Genomic DNA, 23,964 nt, shown 5'->3' on the forward strand with positions numbered 1-23,964 from the left:
CCTGAAAAGACAGGGTGCGGCCAGTACGTTTATTAGTCCTGGTATCGCCGGCCTTTTACCATTTCGGATAACATGCTTTTGTAGCGCGCATAACGCCTGGCTTCGTAGTATTCTTCGGCACAGGGGTGGAGGGTATTAAGCATTTCTTTCAGTACTTTCCTGATCTGCTCTTTCTCGGGCTGATCGTTTTCCAGCGTGCGGCCGCTCACCTGCATGAACTCATTCACTTCAACATCGATGCTGTCTTTGTTGGCAGGTTGCATACCCGCTACCGCCAGCTGCCAGGTATTATCGTCACGCATTTTCCTGTACTTGTAGAAGTACACCAGGCCGTCTTTCCCTTTGTAAGTAACCGGCAAAGCCTCGATGAACACCAGGGTATCCGGCTTTTTATAATCCCCCATTTCATCCATCATCATGCTTTTCACAATCGCCAGCTGGTTCTTTTCAGCTTTGGGGAAATTATCGAGCTTATTCAGTTTTTTAAGGTCTGCGTACAGTTCAGCACGGTAATTATCCAGGGCTGCAAATTTGGTGTACAAAGAATCAGGGACCGGCTGCCCGTTGCGCAGCAGCAGGATGAAGCTATTGTAAAGCAGCCTGCGATCACCTGTGGTCATCAGCTGGGCGAAATAATTCTGAATACCCTGGTGCTTGCTGCGGAAAGGCAGTAACAGCACAGAATACTGATCCACCGCGGCATTTCCTTCATCCCAGAAGTCTTCATCATCTTCCTCTTCATCATCCTCGTCCTTATTGTAAAGGTTGCTCACATCCTTGCGTGATACCTTCTCCATCCGTTTCCTGTTTTCCAGCGCAATCTGTTTTTTAAGGAGCTGCCTGCCATCGAGGTAGAGTTTGCTGAGATAAGATTCATAATCGGATCCTTTCAGGTAACCGCTATCCGTAAGCACATGCATCAGATCCAGTGTTTCATGCTTGAAGTCATCGATATTGAGGAACTGCAGCATATCCGGGAAGAGCGTACGGGTAAGCGCCAGCGAGTCATACAGCTGACGCCAGTTGGAATTATTATACTGATAGTTCTTTCCCGCGGCAGCAACCGTGATAATGTCAACATCCCTGCGAACGGAGAAATCACTCCTGTAATCATTATCGTCCGATTCTATGATCGGAGGCTCCTGAAGCATAAGCTCCTTGAATGCCTGGAACCCTTCTTTATTACGCTGGCTCAGCAGGGCTTTCAGGATGGCCTGCTGCAGATCCGACGTGTCTTTTATCTTCCAGTATAACTGGGTAAGATAAGGCACTACCGAACGGTCTTTCAGGTAACCAAGCTCTTTGATGAAGAATCCTTTTGCAGCCATATAATTCCTGACACTCCAGTTGAGGGAATCGATGGCCCCCTTCAGCAGCGGAACATCCGTACTGTCGAAGTCCATCCGGAAGATCTGCTTTGCGGCCCTTTTGGAAGCAGCACTGTCCTTACTGAACAGGTCACGGATATATTCACTGTTCTGCTTATTAAGCAGTTCACTGCCTTTTGCAGAACTGTTAGGTGTGTAGCTGGTGTAAAACGCATCCAGAAAAGCACTTTTTCGTGTGACGGTATCCGTGAGTGCGCTGAAAGAGAACACATGCCCGTCTTTATAATAAACCCTGCTGAGCAGCAGGCGGCTGCTGCCGGTGTCGGATACAGAGAAGTCGTACTGACGTGTACCATCGGCCAGGCGTTGGGTGGAATTGGTTCTGAAGATCAGTGAGCTGTCTTCATTCCAGCTATCTCCGAACATGCCTTTCCAGAAACCAAGACTATCCTTATTATATGCTTTCTTCGACAACTGTGAGTAAGTCACCCAGATCTTTTCTCCCAGCGTATCATTTCCGAGCAGCAATGTTTTGTAGTTGGCATCGTAATTCTCATCTTCCTCATTCTCGTCTTTATTGAGATTGACCATGAACTGGAACATCTCAGCTTCTTTGGGATCCAGCGTGCTTAGGGGAACAGGGCTTTTCACAGAAAAGCGCATAAGGGTATCCGTTTGCAGGGTGGCCACGGGATATACCAGCGGCGTAAGATTGAAAGATTCCATGAATTTCTTTACAGAAGAGCCCTCTTTCCTGTACCTGGCAACCACTGCATAATAGTTCGGTCCCTGAATGATGTATTTCACGGTACTGAAACTGCCATCCTTGTGTTGGTAAGTACAGTTGAGTGATGGATATCCTTTGAAGGACGCGAAATTCCTGGTCAACGGCTTATCCATATATCCTGAATACTGGTAGCTTTCATCCATCAGGTTCAGCTCAAAACTATCTTCTTCGATATAGGAATAGTTATGGATGTTCAGTTTTAAAACGGCGTAGCTGTTTCCATCTTTCCTGTCTACAGCAGCATATTCAAGGCGGTTATTGCCCCACATCTTATCCGCCAGCATGCTGGGCGTATGCGGCATCAGCACGCTGAAACCGCCGGTGGCAGGCTGCCAGCTGGTCCATTCAGGAACCGGAATATATTCTTTGAGTGAGATGGAATTGAAGAATTTACTGGCTTCGGTACCTGCGTTCACAAACTCAGCGTTGCCACTCATTTTGAAGAAGATCATTTCAAACGGCGTGAAGAAGATCTGGTATCGCTGCATATCCCCGCGCCGTGTGCGGTTCAGGATATCGAAGCCGGGATAACCATTCTTAGTGATGGCTGTTTTCTTTATGATCTTACCGGGAATATTTTCATACAATGCGGCATCGATCTTGTCGGCCACTTTGGAAACATCATCACCCCAGAGGGAGCTATTGGTCTTTACACGTGTAACGATATAATAGGCGCCATTCACCAGGTCTGCAAACTGCACTACATCGATGCCTCCCATATCCGTGAAATGGTAGAATTTCTTTCCGGGGATAGACACTTTATAAAAACCATCGTCGGCGGTCTGCTGCTGGAAGCTGTGCTCCACGCGCAGTTTTTCGATCTGTTCTTTCTGCACACTGTTGCGGCTCCCCATCACTACCGGACGGACATGGTATCCCATGGCGCGCAGCATTTCTATCACTCCCCGTTTACCGGGCAGGTGGGCAGCTCCCACGCCTACAAAGAGACTTGCCTTACGAATGATACTGTCGATGGAATTGGCCTGTATCTCGTTCCTTTTGAACATGAATTTTTCCTGGAAAGCATCGGACTCCACAGCCAGGGCTTCCAGTGAATCCAGCAGATCGAGGTCCCCGCTGCGATAGGCATCTTCCACCTTTTTAGGGCTGTTCATCATGCCTTCGTAGCTATAACTTTTCTTTTTCTTGTTTTTGTCTCTGCTGGCATCGCGGTAGGCTTCTGCCACCAGTTTTTCGCTCTCTTCAAAATTCTCCACCCCGCTCACGCGCTTACCCAGCTTACGACCTACCTGGAAGATATGCATGTCGAGGAAGGTATTCTCTTCAAAATCGTTTGAATTGCCCCCATAACTGCGATAGAGCATGCCATTGATCATGGAGGGCTCCAGTGCCAGCGAGGCTTTGGCGAGCTCTTCATAACTGTCTATAGCAAACGAAGTGATGCTCATGCTTTCGGAGGGAACATTCCAGTTGCTGCGTCGCATCCTGAGATTGCGTCCGTTTCCGCCCCGTACCATCATGCTCCTGCTGTAATCATCCTGCCAGGTTTCGGGATTGGTTTCCAGGGCTACCACCTCCACACTGCGGATGGCATTGTAGAAGCTGTCGCCCAGGTTAAAAGCCAGTTTATTACTTACGTGCATGGTACCGAAGAGGTAGGATGGCTTTTTGAGGCCCTTACCGGTGATCTCCCAGAGGAGACTCGGGTATTTTTTTCCTGCGGGAAGTGCGGTAGAAGCCGCCGCAGCTGGCTTTTTCGGTTGAACTTTTGGCTTACCTGGCTGGGCCGGGAGAGGAAGGGAAGCGGTACAGATCAAAAGAAGCAGGAACAGGATTCGTTTCATAATAAAGTGCTAGATGGGGTTTATACTTCAAATATACGCCAGCAATACAGCATTCAAGCGCAATTCAACCCTATGGATGCCCTAAAACGCTCCAATCCATGCCATATTATTTTTTTCTTTTTTTGAATTATTTTGTACCTTCGCCCGCTTGAAAATGAAGCTTTACATGTTATCAAACCTGGTGCCGTAAGACCTCGTTTGTACCGGCTCCCCCCGATGTACCCGTCGTTTCTTACCCTAGTTCTGGTATCATGTGTCGCGCTTTACACACAATTTAATAAGCTGCATGAAACTTTCACAGTTCAGATTTGATCTACCGCTCAATCTTATTGCTCAACATCCTACCAAGAAACGTGAAGACGCCCGCCTGATGGTAGTTCACCGGAAGACTGGCCAGATTGAAAACAGGTATTTCCGTGACATCATGGAGTACTTTGATGATAAGGACGTGTTTGTAGTGAATAACACAAAAGTGTTCCCTGCGCGTATGTATGGCCGCAAGGAGAAGACTGGCGCCAAGATCGAGGTTTTCCTCCTCCGTGAACTGAACAAGCCCAACCGCCTCTGGGACGTGATCGTTGATCCCGCCCGTAAGATCCGCGTAGGCAATAAACTCTATTTCGGAGAAAATGATGAACTGGTAGCAGAAGTGATCGACAATACCACTTCCCGCGGCCGTACTATCCGCTTCCTCTGGGATGGCACCGATGAAGAGTTCCGTCAGATGCTCGAATTCCTGGGAGAAACTCCCCTCCCCAAATATATCAAACGCAAGCCCGAAGCTGAAGACAAAGAAAGATACCAGACAGTTTACGCCAAGCACGAAGGTGCGGTGGCCGCTCCCACTGCCGGTCTCCACTTCAGCATCGAGCTGATCAAACGTCTCGAGATCAAAGGCATCCGCTTTGCCGAAGTTACCCTCCACACCGGTCTGGGCACATTCCGTCCCATTGAAGTGGAAGACCTCAGCAAACACAAAATGGACGCCGAGTATTACAAGATCGAAGACGGCGCCTGCAAGATCGTGAACAAAGCCATCGAAACAGGTCACCGTATCTGCTCCGTAGGCACCACCACCATGCGCGCCCTGGAATCTTCCTACACCGCAGAGAAACTGTTGAAACCTTCAGAAGGCTGGACCAATATCTTCATCCACCCTCCTTACCAGTTCAACATTGCAGACTCCCTGGTGACCAACCTGCACCTGCCAAAAACCAGCCTCCTGATCATGACCTGCGCTTTTGCCGGTTATGAACTGGCCATGGAAGCTTACAAGAAAGCCATCAAGGACAAGTACCGCTTCTTCAGCTACGGAGACGCCATGCTGGTGATCTGACCTGTACTATTTACTATCTCAATACAAACTCCGCTTCTACGCGGAGTTTTTTATTTATGATCAAATCCCTCACACTACCTGCTCTGCGCAATTATGAGTACTTTCGCTGCCATGAGCTCAAAAAAGATCAGGATACTGGAAACCATCCGCCAGGGACAGATCGGCGGCGGAGAATCACACCTGTTAAGCCTCGTAGAAAACCTGGACCGCACCCGCTTTGAACCGGTAGTGCTCTCCTTCACCGATGGCCCCATGGTTGACCGTCTCAAACAAATGGGCGTTCAGACAGAAGTGATCTTTACCGAAAAGCCCTTCGATATCAGCAAGTGGAAAAAAGTAAAACAGTTCATCCAGCAGAACGATATCAACCTGGTGCATGCTCATGGCACCCGCGCCAACTCCAACGTGTTCTGGGCTACCCGTAAACTGAAACTTCCCCTGGTTTACACCATCCACGGCTGGTCATTCCACGACGATCAACAACCCCTCATCCGCAAGATCCGCGTGATGGGAGAACAACTGCTCACCAACAAATCAGACGTGAACATCTCCGTGTCCGCCTCCAACCAGCAGACCGGCAAGAAATATTTCTCCCGCTTCGATTCGGTAGTGATCAATAATGGCATCGACCAAAATAAATTCGATCCCTCCCGTAACTTCAAAAATATCCGGAAGGAGCTCAATATTGCGGAAGACGCCACCCTCCTGCTCTTCGTGGCCCGCTTCATCCACCAGAAACAGCCACTCAAGCTGATCGAAGCATTTGCCAAAGCACAGCAACAGGACCCCAAACTGCAACTCCTTATGGTTGGCGACGGCGATCAGAAAGCCACCGCCCTTCAAATGGTGAAAGAGCTTAATATTGAAAACAAAGTGATCTTTCAACCATTCCGTCAGGATGTACCGGACGTGCTCAAAGCGGCAGACATCTTTATCCTCCCTTCATTATGGGAAGGCCTGCCTATCGGGCTGCTCGAAGCAATGGCGATGGGGAAGGCGATCATCGGCACGCAGGTTGACGGAACCTCAGAAGTGATCAGGCATAATGAGAATGGAGTTTTGATTTCAACGGATGGGTTGGCGGATAATCTGGCGGAGGCGGTGGTTTTGATGGCAGCGGATCCTTTGATGAGGAGTAGATTGGGAGAGGCGGCGAGGAAAACTATCAGCTCAACTTATTCGGCGGCGAATATGACGAGGGAGATAGAAGCGATCTATTATCGTTTGCTGGGGGTTTAATTTTTTAGTCGCTGGAGGAGTGGTTTCTGTGGGCTGTAAAACATACCCACACCTTTTCGTTTATTAATTGGGCTGTGATGGGGTGAGTTGGGGCTGTAGTGCAGAGCCGGGCTTTGGGATCGTATGTTTTGAAGGCCCACATCCACCACCCCTCAGCTCCAGCACGATAAAGGTGCGGCAGATCATCAACCCGTATTTCTTCTCTCTCCTTTGTATAGCGAAGATGATGTTTTACATATGTTCCGCCGCATATTTCTTTAAACTACACAACACAAGTCTCCTTCCCAACTTAAAACAGCGCTAATCCAAACAGTCTCTAACGCAATCGCATATTCGAAAATCAAACAACCATTCAAATCATGCCGGATCATTCCTGATTTGCTATCAACCTGCATGACCATGATCGTGGAAGGGGGAAGATGGGGTACGAGTGCATCATTCATTATTGATAGCAACAAAGAAATCAGACCTTGTGCGCGGGCATGAAGATGAATAGAAGCAACCACTATTGATGCAGTAAATAATGTGATGATCAAAGAAAACCTCCTGCTGAAGCAATTCAAATACAAATTCACAATAGCGAGGCTCAATGGTGCCGCACTCTGAGCGGGCCCATGGCGAAGGGTTTAAGTAATCCGGCCTTAAAACCTGTTGCCCAACCGTTGAATAAAGATATACACCCCCATCCCTCAAATCCCACGTCCATCTATATTCCAGGCTGTTCGGCAGGTTTTGCAGCCGGATTAATTAAAACCCGGCGCCGATTTTTGCAGCCGGATTAATTAAAACCCGGAGCCGGTTTTTGCAGCCGGATTAATTAAAACCCGGAGCCAATTTAGCGTCGGCGGAATTTGAATGTATAGGTACGGGGACCATCATAAATATATGCTTCGAACCTGTTGGTACCAGTGAAGATCATTTCGTCGAAATACTCGCCCAGCACGTCACCGTTGCCGTGGTCAACACAGTACACTTTCAGGGTCTTGATCTGTCCGTCGTTGGTGTTGATGCGGCGGATATCCCAGTCGCCTTCGTAGTAACCGCCATAACCGTCATCATAACTCATGCGGCCGGAACCATAGAAGGTAAAGAGACCGCCATCAAATGCCAGGTCGGAATGCCCGATGCCAACTTTGTATACGTCTGTGAGTTCCCAGGAACCTTCGATCCTGTCGTCATACGGTTTGAGGATGTCTTTACTACAACTGGTGAAGAGGAAGGTTACAGCAACCAGTAAAGAGAAGGAGTATAAGTATTTCATAAATCAGCGTTTGATAGTATGACGTCCAAAGGGGATGCCTGTGTTACTTTTTGTTCACGCTTTAGAAAGCATTTAACTTAAGGATCTGTGAAAGCCGGCTGTTGGTTTAATGAACGCGAAAGTTTACATTTGAATACGATGCTGCCGGACGGCTCATTCTGTAACGCAACACATTACCCGAAATGATCAGAAAACTAGCACTTACACTGCTTTGCAGCGCTTCACTGGCTGCTATGGCACAAACTGAAATTCCTTTGTACCAGCAAATCCCCAATTCCATTGCTACGCCCAACCGGGAAAGTTCTGCAACCGATCAGAAGGGCATAGTGCGGATCTCAAAAGTAAGCCAGCCTACCCTCAAAGTTTACCTGCCTTCCAAAGAGAAGGCAACGGGTACCGGCATCATTGTAGTTCCGGGTGGAGGCTATTCCATTCTGGCCATCAAACATGAAGGTGATGATGTGGCAAAAGCCCTGAATGAAATGGGCATTGCAGCCTTTGTGCTGAAATACAGGCTACCGGATGATTCAACCATGGTGGATCCGTCCATAGGGCCGGTGCAGGACGCGCAGCGGGCCATTCAGATGGTAAGGGAGAAGGCAAAAGAATATGGCGTGAAGGCCGGTCACCTGGGCATCCTGGGCTTTTCCGCAGGAGGACATCTGGCATCCACGGCAGGTACTCATTTCGATACGCATTATATAGAGGTCGATCGCAAAACCAACCTGCGGCCGGATTTCCAGGTGCTGATCTATCCGGTGATCAGTTTTACGGACAGCCTGATGCATAAAGGCTCGCGGACCAGATTGCTGGGAGAAAAACCTTCTGAAGAAAAGATCAAAGCCTTCTCAAATGATCAGCGTGTGACGGCTAAGACTCCGCCGGCATTCCTGGTGCATGCAAAAAATGATAAAACGGTACTGATACAGAACAGCCGGCAATTCTATGCTGCCTGTCTGCAACACAAAGTGCCGGCCGAATTATATGAGTTTGAGCAGGGAGGCCATGGTTTTGGAATGATCAATCCAACTTCCGCTGTGAAATGGATGGACCTGTTACAAGAATGGCTGAAGAAGAATAAGTTCCTGAAATAGTTTCAGAAGTTGATTACTCTGCGTAACGGATATTCTCCTGCATCTGGGAGAAGGCAGAAACAAACTGTTTGAACTTGTGGCCGGTCTCGGGCCATTTGACAGACTTGTTCCTGAGCGTCCAGCGGATCTTATCGAATGCGATTTGCCTGTCGGCATCATCAAAGAAATTACGGCTCCATTCTTCGGGCCACTGATCGATGGGCATCAAAGCAAAACCGTTGCCGTACATTTTGAGCGGACTGGGATGACTTCTCACATCCAGGCTCTTCTTATCGGACTCAAGTCCCCACCTGAAGTACTGTTCCCAATACCTGAAATGATTGACCAGGCGGTCTGTGATCTGCTGTGGGCTTTCTTTATGCGAGGCTTTGATACGCCATTTGTTGTTGGTGTAGGAGAAGGGACTCTCCGCCTCATTTTTGAGCGGATTCTTTGTTCCTTCAAAGGATGATGACGACTGGAATTGATTGGTAGGATCCATATCCACCACCAGTTCATTGTCGGTGAGTGTTTTCATCAGCACTTTACGGGTCTTGCCTGTATGAGGTTTCAGCACCAGCAGTTTATCTTCAACCGACCAGGTACCATATTCAAAATCACCGAGATTGGCGGTGTATTTGCCTTTGGGCTGAAGATTGATAAAACAAACAGGATTGAGTTCGGGGTCTGTACTGCCGGTTGTACGGCCTTTCACTTCATAGGTGTAGAACCACACTTTGGTAAGCAGGCCTTCGCGGCCACCACATCCGCTCAGGATGAGGGAACATGCAAGGATAGCGGTTAACAGTAAACGCATAGTGAGGGGTTTGAGACAGCAAAATACAAAAAAGCATCACTCTCAGTGGCCAGCAGGCTGATAATCCCAGGGAAGCATATGGGAAACCTTTTCGCTCCATCCCCAGTAATCCAGTGAAAAAATATTCTGCGGCGGAAAGAAAAGTCCGTTGCGCTGGATCACTATCGGTGCAGCAGGCATCAGTGTGATAAGGGATTTCTGGTAAGTGGCAGGTCTGAAGATGCGATAAGAATAGAGATATTCTTTTTCCTCGATGGCCTTTTTGAAGATCACCTGCAGGTAATTGGGGAAGAAAAATGTTTTCGTGGCGTCGATACCGGTAGTAACGATACTGTCGGCATTGAGGAGGTAGCGGCCGATGACGGCCAGGGAATCATCCTGCTGAAGGATCTGCTGGAAATAGTTGAGCGTGTCCTTGTTTCTGCCATTTGTAGGGAAACTGATCCGGCCGCCCTGTACGATCTTCTTCTGGGTTTCCAGTTCGTACAGTTTTTTGATGCGCATCTTTTCCACGTTGAGCACTTTGCGGAGGCGGCGTACTTCAAAACTATCCTGCGCAAGCCGGTTGGTATAAAGGCTTCGCATGAAATGCATGAGGGAACCGCTGTAAGCTATTTCCCTGTTCTTTTTCCATTCCTGCATTTCTTTGGGCTTGTCTGTATAAAGCTGCTCAAAGAGGGAGTAACCGGTAAAGATGACGGTGCGTTTTTTCCAGTTATGAACAAAATGCTCCAACTGGTAGGTGATCTTGTAGCCGAGTGCTTTGTTTTCTATGATGAGCGGTTCGTCTGCAAACACTTCCAGCACCCTGCTATTGGGGGAATAGCGGAAGCGCAGCACTTTTCGATTTTTGATCTCGCAGTCCTGCGCTGCCGCTGAAGTGCCGATAAATCCTTCTGTGAATACCCTTCCATATTTCTTCCATCCATTCTTTTCCCAGGGCATGATGGTGACAGAATCCAGCTCCGCTGCTTTGGGTTCCAGCTTCACCGTAAGAATCAGTGGCAATGTATCGGACGACAATGAATATACGGCGGTTTGAAAGCCTACGGAAGACACAACCAGTTCAAAACTGCCCTTATGGATACCGGTTAGTTCAAAGTTACCGTCGGCCCGGGTGACCGTTCCTTTGGATGTGCCGTTGATAAAAATACTGGCATTGGGAACGGGTTGCCCTGATCTGGCGTTCAGAACAGTACCGGCAATACGGTCCCTGTCCTGTGCTACAGCGGCATTGAGGACGAGGCTAAGGTATACGAGAAGCGCAGATAACTTCATATAAGGTTGTGCAACGTGCAATGCTGCTGCTATTCCAACCCAAACAGACCTGTATTCAGCAATTGCAACGTTTGTGTTTTGTAAGATGATGGCACCAGGATACTAACATTGTGCTTGCTGCCACCATAGCTTACCATACGAACGGGCACAGGCGTGAGGGCATCGAACAGCTTGCTGAGGATGTCCTGCGTCTGGGCGATCTCATTACCCACCACGGAAATGATGGTGAGATCTGTTTCCACTTCGATGGCGCCGAATGGTTCCAGCTCTTTCACAATGGCTTTCAGATGCTGACCGCTGTCGATAGTAACGGACACGGCAACTTCTGAGGTGGTGATCATATCAATTGGAGTGCGGTACTTTTCAAATACCTCGAAGATCTTGCGCAGGAAGCCGTAGGCCAGCAACATGCGGCTGCTCTTGATATTGATGGAGATGATGCCATCTTTTGCAGCCACGGCTTTAACGCCAACGGAACCGGCTTCCTGTGTGATCACAGTGCCAGCCGCTTCGGGCTGCATGGTGTTGAGCAGTTTTACGGGGACCTTCTCCTGCTGTGCAGGCCAGATACAGGTAGGGTGCAGGATCTTTGCGCCGAAATAAGCCAGCTCGGCCGCTTCTTCAAAGCTCAGTTGCTCGATGGCCACTGTCTTTTTCACCACGCGGGGATCGTTGTTGTGCATGCCGTCGATGTCCGTCCAGATCTCACAAACGGAGGCCTGTGCAGCGGCAGCCACGAGAGAAGCGGTATAATCGCTTCCACCACGCTTGAGGTTATCCACTTCGCCTCTGGCGTTGCGGCAGATATATCCCTGGGTGATGAACAGTTTTTTGTCTTTGTGCTGCTCCAGCAATGCATTCAGTTTCGGACGGATGCTGGAGATCTGAGGCTCTTCGTGTATATCGATGCTCATGAACTCCAGTGCAGGAAGCAGTGAATGGGCAATACCCTGTTCTTCCAGATATACACTGAAAAGTTTGGTGCTTAACAGTTCGCCCTGAGCGAGGATGTCTTTGCTCAGTGCCTCACTGAAAGAGATTTTAAGTATGATATTGAGGAACTCGAAATGTTCGCCTACGATCTGCTGCGCTTTGGTTTGCGCAGCGGTGGTCTTGACAAGATCAGGAATGAATTGTTTGTAATGTGCTTCCAGTGTATCGATCTTCTGTTTGGCTTCTTCGCGGTTTCCTGCTGCCATTGATTCTCCGATACCTACCAGTGCATTGGTAGTGCCACTGAGTGCGCTCAGTACAACGATGGTGGGCTCATTGCTTTTAGTGATCAGCTGTGCAACCTGATGCATACGCTCTGGTTTACCTACTGATGTGCCACCAAACTTCATTACTTTCATGTTACCCTCTCTTGTTCCGCTCTTCGCGGGTTTTGGTTTTGAATTGTAGAAATGATTACGCCTGCTCTGTATTTCAGGCAGGCGCAAAGATAACGGTTGGGACTGTATTATTAAACAGTTCCACAGTATTTAAGTGGCTAACAATTGTCAGCGCTTTATTGCATCAGTTCAAAGGAGATGTTCAGCTTCTCTGCCAGTTTCTGCAGGTCTTCCGCAACCGGCTCCAGCAGCGGGATTCCATGCTCCAGGCGGCTTGCTTCCATTTCTCTTTCAGGGTCTCCGGGAATCAGCACACGCTCCTCTCCTTCAATGGGTCTGGCACTGCGGAAACGACGCAGCCAGGTATCCATATTTTCCTTGAATGCTGAAGCAGGCCTGAATGCATCCACACGCATGGCGCCGAAGAAATGACCGATGCCCTTGCCCGGCATGGAGTCCGGCATTGGCACGTAAGCAGGGAATGGCGGTACCCAGGGGCCGTAGTTGGCGCCGCTCAGCACACCACAGAAGATATCCACCATGGCGCCCAGCGCATAGCCTTTGTGCGAGCCATGCTCCCTGTCGCCACCCAGCGGAAGCAGGGCCCCGCCCGACTTTACAGCGTGCGCATCTGTGGTTGCCTGTCCTTTTGCATCCTGTACCCAGCCCAGCGGCGCATCCATATTCTTGCGCTGCAGGATCTCCAGCTTGCCGTTGGCGGCCGTTGTGGTGGCCAGATCGGCAATGAAGGGCTGTTCCTGTCCGGCCGGAATGGCCACGCAGATGGGATTGGTGCCCAGTAATTTTTCAGCAGAGAAAGTGGGCGCCACCAATGGGCTTGCATTGGTCATGGCAATCCCTATCATATCATGTTCCAGGGCCATCATACCATGATAACCCGCAATTCCAAAGTGATTACTATTTTCCACACTCACCCATCCTGTTCCAACATTCTTCGCTTTATCGATGGCCACTTGCATGGCATAAGGCGCTACCACCAGGCCCAGCCCGCTGTCCCCATCCACTACGGCCGTTGAAGGCGTTTCATGCACGATGCGGATATCCGGTGTAGCGTTCACGCGTTTCACTTCCCATAAACGCACGTAACCGCTGAGGCGCGCCACGCCATGGGAGTCGATGCCGCGGAGGTCTGCGGAGAGCAGCACCCTGGCGGCTGTGGCCGCATGTTCCGCATTGCACCCGATCTGTTTGAATACATTTTCCGTAAAATGAAGCAGGTGTTCGTATGAATAGATCCTTTCTGCCATAGCTGAGATATTGTAAAAAGAAGGGCAAGTTATAGATTATTTCGGAGAGCGGATTGGGGAGGAAGGAGCTGTTACAGCAGGGTGCCGCAGTCGCTCGCTTCCCCGCGAGTGGCCATATATGCAGTTCGCCTCCGGCGAACCAACAGGATGTTGCACCTGACTGGTTCGCCGGAGGCGAAAAAATAGAAGTAACTCGCGGGGGACGCGAGCTACTGGGCACACTATTATTTGTAGGCACACTCTAATTATCAGGCATGCTCTTATTATCAGGCACGCTCAACAATCATCAGTGCTCACTATTTTAAAGCTTTCACCTGTTCGTTGAAGAACTGCACTATCTCTTTCACATCCCCTGTATTATTATGCCAGTTGCTCTCGTGCTCGATGGAGAACATGCCTTTAAAACCCTGGCGTTTGAACTCGGCAAACACTTCAGGGAATTTGATCACGCCTTTACCCGGAATGGTATCGGCAGCTTTGGTATCATTGAAAGTAACCACATCTTTCAGGTGTGAACCGATGATACGGCCTTCCAGTTTCTTCAGGCACTCGGTAACATCCAGGCCATTGCGGGCCCAGTGGCCAACGTCGGCGCAGGCATACAGATTGGGGTGGCCTTTCATGGCATTGATCACAGAATCCGGGTGTGCATATGCATTCGGATAAGGGTGATCATGGATAGCGATGGGAATATTATAAGCACCGGCCAGGCTGTCGGCGATATGCAGGTGTTCTTTCTTAGGCTCGGAAGTGATGTATTGAACACCCATATCCTTTGCGAGATCGAAGGTTTGTTTCCACTCAGCTTCTGACTGTGGCACCACCACACCAAAAGCCACCATGCTGATACCTTTGGCCTGCAGCATGCTCTTCACACGCTGACGCCCTTCAGCAGAGAGACGGATATTCAGGGTGTCTTTGGAAGTTGAGTCCAGCGGCTGCCCCAGGTATGCTTCAATATATTTAATTCCGGCACTGTCTGCTTTTTCAAGCGCTGTAGCAAAAGGGAAAACGTGGAAAGTCCAGAACTGAACACCCAGTTTCCACTGTGATGTTACAGAATCGGTAGCATTCATAGTTGTCTCAGTTGGTTTGGCAGGCTGATCGCCACAATGGATGAGCAGCATCATCAGAGAGGATACCGCGAACGTTACAAACAATCTTTGCATTGGCTAAATCGGTTTAGTATGATGGCGTTAAGATACGTCGTTTTTACACATCTCCCGGCATCAATCTGATCCTTTACATTTGTAGTATGAAAATATGGGCCGGTCTCCTGCTGCTGATCCTTGTCAGCAACGGATATGCGCAGCAGCGAAGAGAGGATATCTACAGTGGTTTTGTTACGTTCGACAGGCGGATGAAGTTTGATCATGAGCTTCGTCAGCGTGTGGTGGCCAATACTTTTGCGCTGGAGCCCGACAGCGACAATGAGTACCGTTTTGAATCGGCCTGCAATGCCATCTCCCAGTACCAACTCAAAAATGACAGGATCAAAGCCGGTCTGCATAAGCTTTTCAGCCAGTACCAGCAGCTGGAATACGATACCCGCCGTGCCTTGCTGGAAGCCGTATATGCCGTATACCCTGATGAATTTTCAACCGAAGTAAGTACTACTTTATCCAATGCCGTCTTCCCCAAACTCTTTGCAATGGGAGCTGCCTACCTCTATCGTAACGACAGCAGCATCAATAACGGCAACCTGCTCAAGATCTCGATGGTGGAGCAGTTTCCCGGCTACGACACCATCCCCATTCTGCTGGAGCTGGAGAAATACATCAACCTTCATTCCAGAGAAATAAAATCGCCCACGCCCGACCTGGCTGCTCTCTTCCGTCACAACCGGAATGCAAAACGGAAAGTGATCTATTCGCTCCAGCGATGGGACCGCAATTATCCCGGCCTTGCGCTGGTGCAATATGCAGACGGTCGCTTTGCGCGCCATCCCGATGGCCGTCTCATGGTCTTCGAGCAGCTGGCCCGCTCGGCCTCCGATCTTCCCTACTTTATCACCAATGGCAGTACGCCACAGGGTGTATACAGTATCAATGGTACAGCCGTATCAAAGAACCAGCTGATCGGCCCCACCCCTAACTTCCAGTTGACCATGCCTTTTGAAGGTCGCTGGCAGCAATATTTTCAGTTGCAGCATGACACCATTCCCTGGGACAGTACCAGGAATGTTGAGCAGCTCTACCAGCAACTGCTTCCTCCCCAATGGAGCCAGTACCTGCCGATGCAGCAGGCCTTCCATGCGGGCAGGATCGGCCGCACGGAGATCATTGCCCACGGCACTACCATCGATCCCGGGTATTTCAAAGGCCAGCCCTACTACCCTCTCACGCCAACGATGGGCTGTCTCTGCGCCAAGGAGCTCTGGAATATCTCCAACGGCCGCCTGCTCATCAGCGAGCAGTACAACCTCGTCAGTACATTTTCGGCTACCCCTGGCAGTAAGGGTTATCTCTTCGTGATCAATCTCAACAACCAGTCCAAAGCCGTCACCCGCGCCGACATCGAAGGCATTGTGCGCCGCTATGAGGCGGAGTGAAAACAAACAATAAAGCGGAAGTAAGTAAGTAAAGAAGGAAGGAATAAGAAAGAAGGGATAAAAAATGAAAGCAATGTCGCCAGAGGCGACGGAATAGCAGTAACTCGCAGGACGCGAGCTACTGGGCACTGCGTAATGAAATGCATTAGAACTATAACTGCTGCACCTCCCGGGTTCCCATGCGCAATGGGATTATGGAAAGCCGGTCTTGAAAACCTACCATTCCACCGCTCATCCCTGCACTACCGCCCTTACACTCCCCTCAACGCCCAATAGTTCCCCCCAGGGTGTGGGTATGTTTTCCAACCGGCGTTCATAATCCCTTTGCGCGAAGCAAAAGCAACAGCAAGTACAAAAGCTAAAATCAAAAAGCCCCGGCTTCCAAAGCCAGGGCCATATCATTAGGATGAACCATTTACTTAGAACGGAAGATCGTCAAAGCTTTCATTTCCGCCAGCTGCCGGAGCACTGGCCGGTTGAGCAGGTGCCGCATTATAACCGCCGCCATTATTGTAGCCGGTGTTATTGCCTGCATTATATCCACCACCTTCGCCGCCTTCAGAACGTGCGCCGAGCAGTTGCACGGAAAGCACACGCAATGTGAGCGACGCACCGGTTGTACCGTCATTCTTCGGGTACGTGCGTACTTCGGGAGTACCTTCCACATACACCTGAGTGCCTTTGCGGAGGTAAGGAGCAATACCAGTACGCTCAGTCCAGTAAGCACAATCCACCCAGATGGTCTTGTCTTTCTGGTTGCCCTGGGCATCCCTGAATTTCTCCGTGTGCGCCACGTTGAAGTTGATGACATTTTTTCCGTTCACTGCGTTCGTCACGCAATCTTTTCCAAGATTGCCTATTACCTGAAGTTTAATCATAATGATGAGTTTAGCTGCGTACTTAATGTATACTTTTAAAGCGGCAATTTACACCATCTCTCCTGCGCAGCAATACAGGCAGCCGATGTGGGGAAAACTATTCGTTACGTGCGGAACCTGCGTCGATATTCCTTCCGAAGAAGATCGCATTCAGGAAGAGTTTGGTCCCTCCCAGCCAGTAGGCCCTGAACACAGGGTTGTCTGCTATGGAGATGATCCTGCCACTTCCCGAAGCATTGACCAGCACCGCACCGGAGTTTTTCAGGAGCTCGTAATTCTCCCGTGTAATAAAACCACTTTGCAAAGGTTTGCTTCCATATACGTAAGGAGTGGCATAAGGGTTCTTGTTCCTCTCAGGAAAAACGCCATTCGATTTAAAAAGATCCACATTCGGATAATGGTAACCGTAAGCAAGGGGGTGACTGAGGTCAACACTGGCACGGAAAATAGCTCCTGCCATTCTTTGAGCGCCCTCGCGAAACTCGCGCTCCGCGTAAGCTCCTGACTTCAGCGTATCTTCTTTTGCTTTTTTGAAGCTTACATTGGTGAGACCATTGTTCGCCGCCCATTGTACCGCTTCTTCAGTAAGCACCAGGGTGCCCCCGCCCTGCACCCAGCTCTTCAGCTTGTCTTTATTCAGGTCGGGATACGTACCGGGGGGCATGATGATGGTATTGTATTTACTGATGTCCACGCGGTTGAACATCCCTATCTCCAGGTGTGTGGCTGGGATATTGAAACGCTGGTCGAGGAGGTGCCAGATCTCTCCGGCATCGGTAGCGCTCACGCCGGCACCTGTGAACATGGCGATCACGGGTTTGCTGACGGCCGCCATCCGGCCACTTCCCAGATCGCTGCCACTGAGGGCATTACCGGTTTTCACGGAAGTGATCTCGATCCCGTTCTTTTCAGCAACCGACTGCATCAGTCTGAACAGCTGCTGTTCATCGATGCGTTGCAGGCCTGCCGGAATAATGATGGTGCCATAACGGAACTGTTTGGGTCCCTTGCTGGTTTCGATCTCGAAATTAGTGGTGCTCACTTTAGTGAGGATCCCTGCTTCCTGCAATTCATAGAGTGCGCGCGGCGCATAAAATCCATCCCAGGGAAAGAGATAGGCATAATTGCTCAGACCGCCGGTGACTACACCTTTGGGAGCTTCGGCTTTTGTAATACGCTCGCCGCGTTGTGCGGATCCGGCTTTGGCTGCATCCAGCTCCGCGTAGGGCAGACCGAAAGCCAGGGGCATGGTCCAGGCGGTGATATCATAAAAAAGGCTGTCCTTATACGTTAGCGTTCTGTCAAAGATGCCATGGATCAGGCGGATCTGCGGTTGGTTGGCAGGTACCAGGTATGCTTTTCCTTTTTCGAATTTGTACCCGTCTGCACTCATATCGTTGTTGAGGGAATACACTTCTATCTGGTGACGAAGCAGCATTTCTGCGAAGAGTGCGGAACGAACGGGATCTTCGGCATCGCCGAATACATATCCTTTCACGGGAGCGGTGGCCACTTCGTTCACGGCGCTTTTGTAAAAATCACGCTGGTAATCCAGGAATTCTTTGCGCATCGCTTTGGCGCCTTCCAGTGTGGATAAAGTGGTCACGAACTGGTTGCGGATGGTAAAGGGGAAGCGGAGGATACCATTGATGGTCTGCTGAGCGTGTCCACGACTGGATCCCTGTTCAAACAGGATGCCGATGCAGCCCTGCACATCCGGATAGGTAGAGCCCTTGCCATAATAGAAATCATCATAGCTTTCTTTGGTGAAGTACAGGCTTCCGATCCTGTCCAGGTAGGCCGCATGAAATTTTCCCAGTTTGGCGGTGAGCTCCTGGTTCTTTGCAGGTGTGAGCGGGTTCACCCTGCTGGGCACGCCGGGTTGAAAGAAGAAGGAGGCATTGCTGCCCTGCTCGTGATGGTCTGTGAGGATATTGGGTTTCCAGGCATGGAACCAGTTGAGGCGGTTCTGGCTCTCCACGTGAACGGCAGGGAGCCAGTCGCGGTTCAGATCAAACCAGTAGTGGTTGAAGCGGCCGCCGGGCCATACTTCATTGAACTCGCGGCTGTTGGGATCGGTCACCAGGTTCTTGCTTTTGTGCTGGTTCACCCAGGTGGAGAAACGCTGGAGGCCATCGGGATTGAAACTGGGATCGAAGAGGATCACCACATTATCGAGCAGTTCTTCCACCTGGCGGCCCTGACCCGCGGCCAGGTAGTAAGCGCTGAGGAGGGCGGCATTGGCGCCGCTGGGCTCGTTGCCATGGATAGAATGGCCCACATACACAACAATCGGCATATCACTGGTGTTAAGTGAGGCCGACTTTGAAGGATCGGTCAGCTGCACATGCTGCTGGCGGATCTTTTCCAGGTTGGCGTGGTTCTTTGGTGAAGTGATGATGAGCAGCACCTGTGGCCGGGCTTCATAGCTAAGGCCCATGGTTTCCAGCCTGATACGGTCGGGAGCCGCGGTTGCCAGGGCCTTCATGTAGTTTACGAGGCGGTCATGGGTAATATGCCACTCGCCGGGCTCATGATAAATGATGTCTTTGGGTTTGGGGATGGCAGGGTTATACTGCACAGAATCAGGAAGATAATATGATAATGAAACGTTCTGGCCGGTACCTGAAAGGGGCAGCATACCGGAAACGACCATCATCATCAGGGATAGTAATTTTCTCATATACAATGCTTTTGGGGAACTGACGGGTAAATTACAGAAAAGTTACCAACCAGCTTGCCCGGCATTCGTATCTTTGCACGTTCTATTTTTATACATTATGAGCAGGAAAGGAAAAGTTCTGGTGGCCATGAGCGGCGGTATCGACAGTACCGTGGCAGCGCTCATGTTACACCACGAAGGTTATGAAGTGGTAGGCATCACCATGAAAACATGGGATTATGCAAGCAGTGGCGGCAATGGCAAGAAAGAAACGGGGTGTTGCAACCTGGACAGTTTCAATGATGCCCGCATGGCTGCCGTGCAGCATGGGTTCCCGCATTTTGTGCTGGATATCCGTGAAGAGTTTGGCGATTTTGTGATCGAGAATTTCGTGGAGGAATACATTGCAGGCCGCACTCCCAACCCCTGCATCATGTGCAATACGCATATCAAATGGCGCGCGCTTCTGAAGAGGGCCGATGCCATGGACTGCGATTTCATTGCCACAGGCCACTACGGCGTTATCAACCAGCATACCAACGGAAGATATTATATCAGCAAGGGCGTGGATGATACCAAAGACCAGAGCTATGTGCTCTGGGGATTGCAGCAGGACCTGCTGAGCCGCACCCTCCTGCCGCTGGGCAAGTACCGCAAGACCGAGATCCGCCAGATGGCGCATGATTTCGGATACCCGGAACTGGCAAAGAAAGCGGAGAGCTATGAGATCTGCTTTGTGCCGGACAATGATTACCGGGGCTTCCTCAAACGCAGGATCGACGGACTTGAAGAGAAAGTGGCCGGCGGTAACTTCGTTGATAAAACAGGAAAGATACTCGGACAACATAAAGGATACCCCTTCTACACTATCGGCCAGAGAAAGGGCCTCGACATTGCTTTTGGTAAGCCTATGTTCGTCACCAATATCATCCCCGAAACCAATACGGTGATGCTGGGTGATGAAGACGATCTGAACCGTCAGGAAATGATCGTGGGCAAGATCAACTGGCTTAAGTACGATGGTATTACGGATGGAATGGAAGCCAATACCCGTATCAGGTATAAAGACAGGGGAACGCTTTCCAACCTCTACACCCATGAAAATGGCGTGCTGGTCCGTTTTTATGAGGATGCCAAAGGTGTGGCGCCCGGACAAAGTGCTGTTTTCTATGAAGGCGATGATGTGATTGGCGGAGGAATTATACAAAGAAGCCACCTGCTCTGATCCAAAGCAATAAAAGCCTCGTAAATACGTTGGATTATATCAGCAACTAACTGGTTTTTGCATGAAAAATTGTATCAAACTGCTTGCCTTCATCGCTGTTCCTTTATCCGTACTGCTGGGCAGCTGCGACAAGAAAGACGATTTCAAATCTGACCCGTTGACTGACTATGTCAGCATCACACCGGGAAAATATATCACTTACAAGATGGATTCACTCCGGTTCACAGATTTCGGACAGGGTGAGGTCACTATTTCATATGAAGCGAAGGATGTGGTTGACGGCCCTCTCGAAGGAATGGAACCCAATACCTGGCGCGTTATCCGCTATTTCCGCCCCTGGGGAAGTACCAACGAAGGTGCATGGGTACCACAGCATGCTTATTCCGTAACCATTACCAATGACGGCGTGAAAATGCTGGAAGACAATCTCACATACACCAAGCTGAAACTTCCGATCCGCGAAGGATTGTCGTGGCTCGGAAACGCCCTGCTCCCCCAGCACCCGCTGGCAGGCAGGTTCCAGTTCAGCAATGACGGCAATATGCGCGACTGGGAATATTCTTACGAGAATGTTGACATGCCCACCATCATTGACGATGTAGAATACCCCAATACGATCACTGTTTTTCAGGTGGATGATTCACAGAATGCGCCTGTAACGGAGCCTGATCTGATCGGTTACCTGAACTACTCAACAGAAACCTATGCCAAAGGCATTGGTCTGATCAGCCGCGAAATGACCATGTGGGAATACCAGCCGAAGAATGGAGATAAACCTGCGTTCAAAACAGGTTTCGGTATCAAGCTGACCATTACCGGGCACAATTAAAGAGCATACAAACCTTTTATACGAACTTTCATTTCGCATTGCCCAGTCGCTCACGGGGCCGCGAGTGAGTTCTATTTGCTCGCCTCTGGCGAGCGCCGTGTCGCCGGAGGCGACGGAATATCCGTCACTCGCGGGGAAGCGGGCGACTGCTCCCCGAATTTTATAACTTTCTGAAAAGCGCTGCAAACATGGTATCGGCTTTCCGGTGATACCCTTTCAGCACTTCCATTTTAACCAGCTCCAGCTTGTGATTGGCGAGGATAGCCTCCACCACTTCTTCATTTTCCTTTTTAAAAACGGAGCAGGTGATATAGAGAAAATATCCGCCTACTTTGACATGCGGGATGGCGTTCGTCACAATCTTTTTCTGCAATGCACTGTAAATATCGATAGATGAAGTTTCGAAGAACCGCAGCCATTCCGGTGTGCGTCCCCAGGTCCCTGAGCCACTGCAGGGGACATCGGCAATGAGGAGGTCGTAATTGTATTTAGCTGGCTGCCTTCCGCTGCCGATGGCCAGGTCAGCGAGTAAGGATTGATATTGGGCTATACCTGCTTCTTTAAATCGTTTGGCCAGATTTACCAGGATCTGTTCCCGTTTATCCGATACCGTTATAGTCACTTTTTTCAGCACATCAAATGCCAGGATGGTTTTTCCGCCGCTGCCCGCACAGCAGTCCCATACGCTGAAACCTTTGGGTGGTGCGGGCAGGAGCAGTTCCAGGAATTCAGCCACCTGCTGGGAGCTGAGGTCCTGCACAACGGCTTCTGTATTGAGTGTGATGAGCTCATCGATTTTGGTGCTGTTGACCATGGCAAAGCTGCCGGAAGATGGCTTTGTAAATTCAACACCCGCTTTGGTGAGTTTTTCTGCGATTGTCTTTTCCTTACCAGGCCTGGCGCGGAGGAAGAGATCGGGTTGGATGAAGAATGATTGCAGGAAGGCGGTTGGATCGATAGCCTCGCTGAGTTGATCCGTCCAGGAAAAGAGGGTTGTCTTCTCTTCTTCCCATGCATTGGCTTTACCAGTGATGAGCTGGAATTTTTCAGGGATGGAAAGATGCAGGGCTGCATTCCACTCCGGCTTCAGTTGTTCCAGCACAGGATCGGAATCAATAACAGTGCATAAGAAATGGCCTGCGATGATCCGGTCATCGATGCTTAATGCAGACAAAGCATTTCCTAATCTCCAGTAAGCGTAACAAAGTCCGCTGATCTGTTTCCTGTCTTTGCTCCCGAATTTCTTATGCTGGGCAAAGAAGGCGCGGATATAGCGGTGAAAGGGTTCTTTCCCCTTATACCCTTCAATGATCTGGCGGGCCGACTGAATATGGGAGTAATGCCTCATGGTGCAAATGTAAGCACAAAAAAACGGAGCTTCCGCTCCGCTTTCTTACTCTTTACCATCAGCCATGCCAATGCACAGCTGAATTATTTATAACTCCAGCAAACTCTTCACCGGATCTCTTCCGATCAGCAGTTGCTCAGGGTTTTCCAGCAATTCCTTCACACGTACCAGGAAGCTCACAGACTCACGTCCGTCGATGATCCTGTGGTCATAGCTCACTGCCACATACATCATAGGCCTTACCACTACCTGACCATTCACCACCATCGGGCGCTCCTGGATCTTGTGCATACCCAGGATAGCGGATTGGGGTATATTGATGATCGGAGTGCTCATCAGGCTTCCGAACACACCACCGTTGGTGATGGTGAAAGTGCCGCCCTGGAGCTCTTCCATGGTGAGCTTATTGTCTTTGGCTTTATTGGCCAGTTCAATCACCTTCTTCTCGATATCAGCCATGCTCAGGCTTTCCACATTACGGATAACCGGCACCGTGAGACCACGAGGTGTGGACACGGCGATGGAGATATCGCAGTAATCGTGGTACACAAGCTGATCGCCATCGATATAGGCGTTCACGGCAGGCCACTCCTGCAGCGCGATAGCGCATGCTTTGGAGAAGAAGCTCATGAAGCCGAGGCCAACGCCATGTGCTTCCTTGAATTTGTCTTTGTATTTGGTGCGGATGGCCATGATATTGGTCATGTCTACCTCATTGAAGGTAGTGAGCATGGCCGTTGTGTTCTTGGCTTCCACCAGTCTGCGGGAGATGGTCTTACGCAGCTGGCTCATTTTTTCTTTTCTTACTTCACGGCTGAACAGTGGTTTGCCTCCTGTTACTTTACCAGGATTGCTGAGTGCTGCCAGTACATCGTCTTTTATGATCTTGCCGTGGTAGCCGGTAGGCGTAACGGACTTGGGGTCCACCTTTTTATCGGCAATGATAGC

The 23,964-nt window shown here is 50.0% G+C and carries 17 protein-coding genes; 6 read left to right on the top strand and 11 right to left on the bottom strand.

Translation table 11 applies throughout. From position 1 onward, the window contains the following. Window positions 1–32: 32 nt before the first annotated feature. Window positions 33–3,920: a TraB/GumN family protein gene (locus tag ACTHMC_RS29095; protein ID WP_440418592.1), complete on the bottom strand. Its 3,888-nt coding sequence runs from the start codon at window positions 3,918–3,920 to the stop codon at window positions 33–35. Window positions 3,921–4,206: 286 nt separating this feature from the next. On the opposite strand from ACTHMC_RS29095, the gene queA reads away from it, so the two are divergent. Both queA and ACTHMC_RS29105 read left to right on the top strand, forming a co-directional pair. Further along, complete coding sequence (gene queA, locus ACTHMC_RS29100) at window positions 4,207–5,256, top strand: tRNA preQ1(34) S-adenosylmethionine ribosyltransferase-isomerase QueA (RefSeq protein WP_440418593.1); 1,050 nt, start codon at window positions 4,207–4,209, stop codon at window positions 5,254–5,256. A gap of 93 nt (window positions 5,257–5,349) precedes the next feature. Further along, on the top strand, window positions 5,350–6,495 hold the full coding sequence (locus ACTHMC_RS29105) for a glycosyltransferase family 4 protein (protein ID WP_440418594.1): 1,146 nt from the start codon (window positions 5,350–5,352) through the stop codon (window positions 6,493–6,495). Window positions 6,496–7,330: 835 nt separating this feature from the next. Here ACTHMC_RS29105 and ACTHMC_RS29110 read toward each other — a convergent pair. Continuing rightward, entirely contained in the window at window positions 7,331–7,756 is a 426-nt protein-coding gene (locus tag ACTHMC_RS29110) for a hypothetical protein (RefSeq protein WP_440418595.1), read from the bottom strand. A 182-nt stretch (window positions 7,757–7,938) separates the two neighbouring features. Here ACTHMC_RS29110 and ACTHMC_RS29115 point away from each other — a divergent pair, with 182 nt between their 5' ends. Then, entirely contained in the window at window positions 7,939–8,850 is a 912-nt protein-coding gene (locus tag ACTHMC_RS29115; RefSeq protein ID WP_440418596.1) for an alpha/beta hydrolase, read from the top strand. Between the two features lie 13 nt (window positions 8,851–8,863). On the opposite strand, the gene ACTHMC_RS29120 is transcribed toward ACTHMC_RS29115, so the two are convergent. From ACTHMC_RS29120 to ACTHMC_RS29140, 5 genes are all read right to left on the bottom strand, one after another. Further along, window positions 8,864–9,646: a hypothetical protein gene (locus ACTHMC_RS29120; protein ID WP_440418597.1), complete on the bottom strand. Its 783-nt coding sequence runs from the start codon at window positions 9,644–9,646 to the stop codon at window positions 8,864–8,866. Between the two features lie 42 nt (window positions 9,647–9,688). Beyond that, window positions 9,689–10,924, bottom strand: a complete 1,236-nt coding sequence (locus tag ACTHMC_RS29125) for a carboxypeptidase-like regulatory domain-containing protein (RefSeq protein WP_440418598.1) — start codon at window positions 10,922–10,924, stop codon at window positions 9,689–9,691. Window positions 10,925–10,953: 29 nt separating this feature from the next. After that, window positions 10,954–12,276, bottom strand: coding sequence for an aspartate kinase (locus ACTHMC_RS29130; RefSeq protein ID WP_440418599.1), 1,323 nt, complete (start codon window positions 12,274–12,276; stop codon window positions 10,954–10,956). A gap of 155 nt (window positions 12,277–12,431) precedes the next feature. After that, entirely contained in the window at window positions 12,432–13,523 is a 1,092-nt protein-coding gene (locus ACTHMC_RS29135; RefSeq protein WP_440418600.1) for an Ldh family oxidoreductase, read from the bottom strand. Between the two features lie 296 nt (window positions 13,524–13,819). After that, window positions 13,820–14,692 (bottom strand): sugar phosphate isomerase/epimerase family protein, encoded by an 873-nt coding sequence (locus ACTHMC_RS29140; RefSeq protein WP_440418601.1) that lies wholly within the window; start codon window positions 14,690–14,692, stop codon window positions 13,820–13,822. 86 nt (window positions 14,693–14,778) lie between these two features. Between ACTHMC_RS29140 and ACTHMC_RS29145 the strand changes: the two genes are divergently transcribed. Further along, a complete protein-coding gene (locus tag ACTHMC_RS29145; protein ID WP_440418602.1) occupies window positions 14,779–16,074 on the top strand; it encodes a hypothetical protein in 1,296 nt (431 codons plus the stop codon). Between the two features lie 419 nt (window positions 16,075–16,493). On the opposite strand, the gene ACTHMC_RS29150 is transcribed toward ACTHMC_RS29145, so the two are convergent. Next, window positions 16,494–16,952 carry a single-stranded DNA-binding protein gene (locus ACTHMC_RS29150; protein ID WP_440418603.1) on the bottom strand — a complete coding sequence of 153 codons (459 nt, stop codon included), beginning with the start codon at window positions 16,950–16,952 and terminating at the stop codon, window positions 16,494–16,496. A 97-nt stretch (window positions 16,953–17,049) separates the two neighbouring features. After that, on the bottom strand, window positions 17,050–19,635 hold the full coding sequence (locus ACTHMC_RS29155; protein WP_440418604.1) for a M14 metallopeptidase family protein: 2,586 nt from the start codon (window positions 19,633–19,635) through the stop codon (window positions 17,050–17,052). Between the two features lie 97 nt (window positions 19,636–19,732). Between ACTHMC_RS29155 and mnmA the strand changes: the two genes are divergently transcribed. Next, window positions 19,733–20,839 carry a tRNA 2-thiouridine(34) synthase MnmA gene (gene mnmA, locus ACTHMC_RS29160; protein ID WP_440418605.1) on the top strand — a complete coding sequence of 369 codons (1,107 nt, stop codon included), beginning with the start codon at window positions 19,733–19,735 and terminating at the stop codon, window positions 20,837–20,839. Between the two features lie 61 nt (window positions 20,840–20,900). Further along, window positions 20,901–21,668, top strand: a complete 768-nt coding sequence (locus tag ACTHMC_RS29165) for a hypothetical protein (protein ID WP_440418606.1) — start codon at window positions 20,901–20,903, stop codon at window positions 21,666–21,668. A 160-nt stretch (window positions 21,669–21,828) separates the two neighbouring features. On the opposite strand, the gene ACTHMC_RS29170 is transcribed toward ACTHMC_RS29165, so the two are convergent. Continuing rightward, complete coding sequence (locus ACTHMC_RS29170) at window positions 21,829–23,016, bottom strand: Fmu (Sun) domain-containing protein (RefSeq protein ID WP_440418607.1); 1,188 nt, start codon at window positions 23,014–23,016, stop codon at window positions 21,829–21,831. 87 nt (window positions 23,017–23,103) lie between these two features. Then, on the bottom strand, window positions 23,104–23,964 hold an 861-nt coding region (gene sucB / locus ACTHMC_RS29175), incomplete at its 5' end, for a dihydrolipoyllysine-residue succinyltransferase (protein WP_440418608.1).

This window comes from Pseudobacter sp. (assembly GCF_051955275.1).
Lineage (GTDB): Bacteria > Bacteroidota > Bacteroidia > Chitinophagales > Chitinophagaceae > Pseudobacter.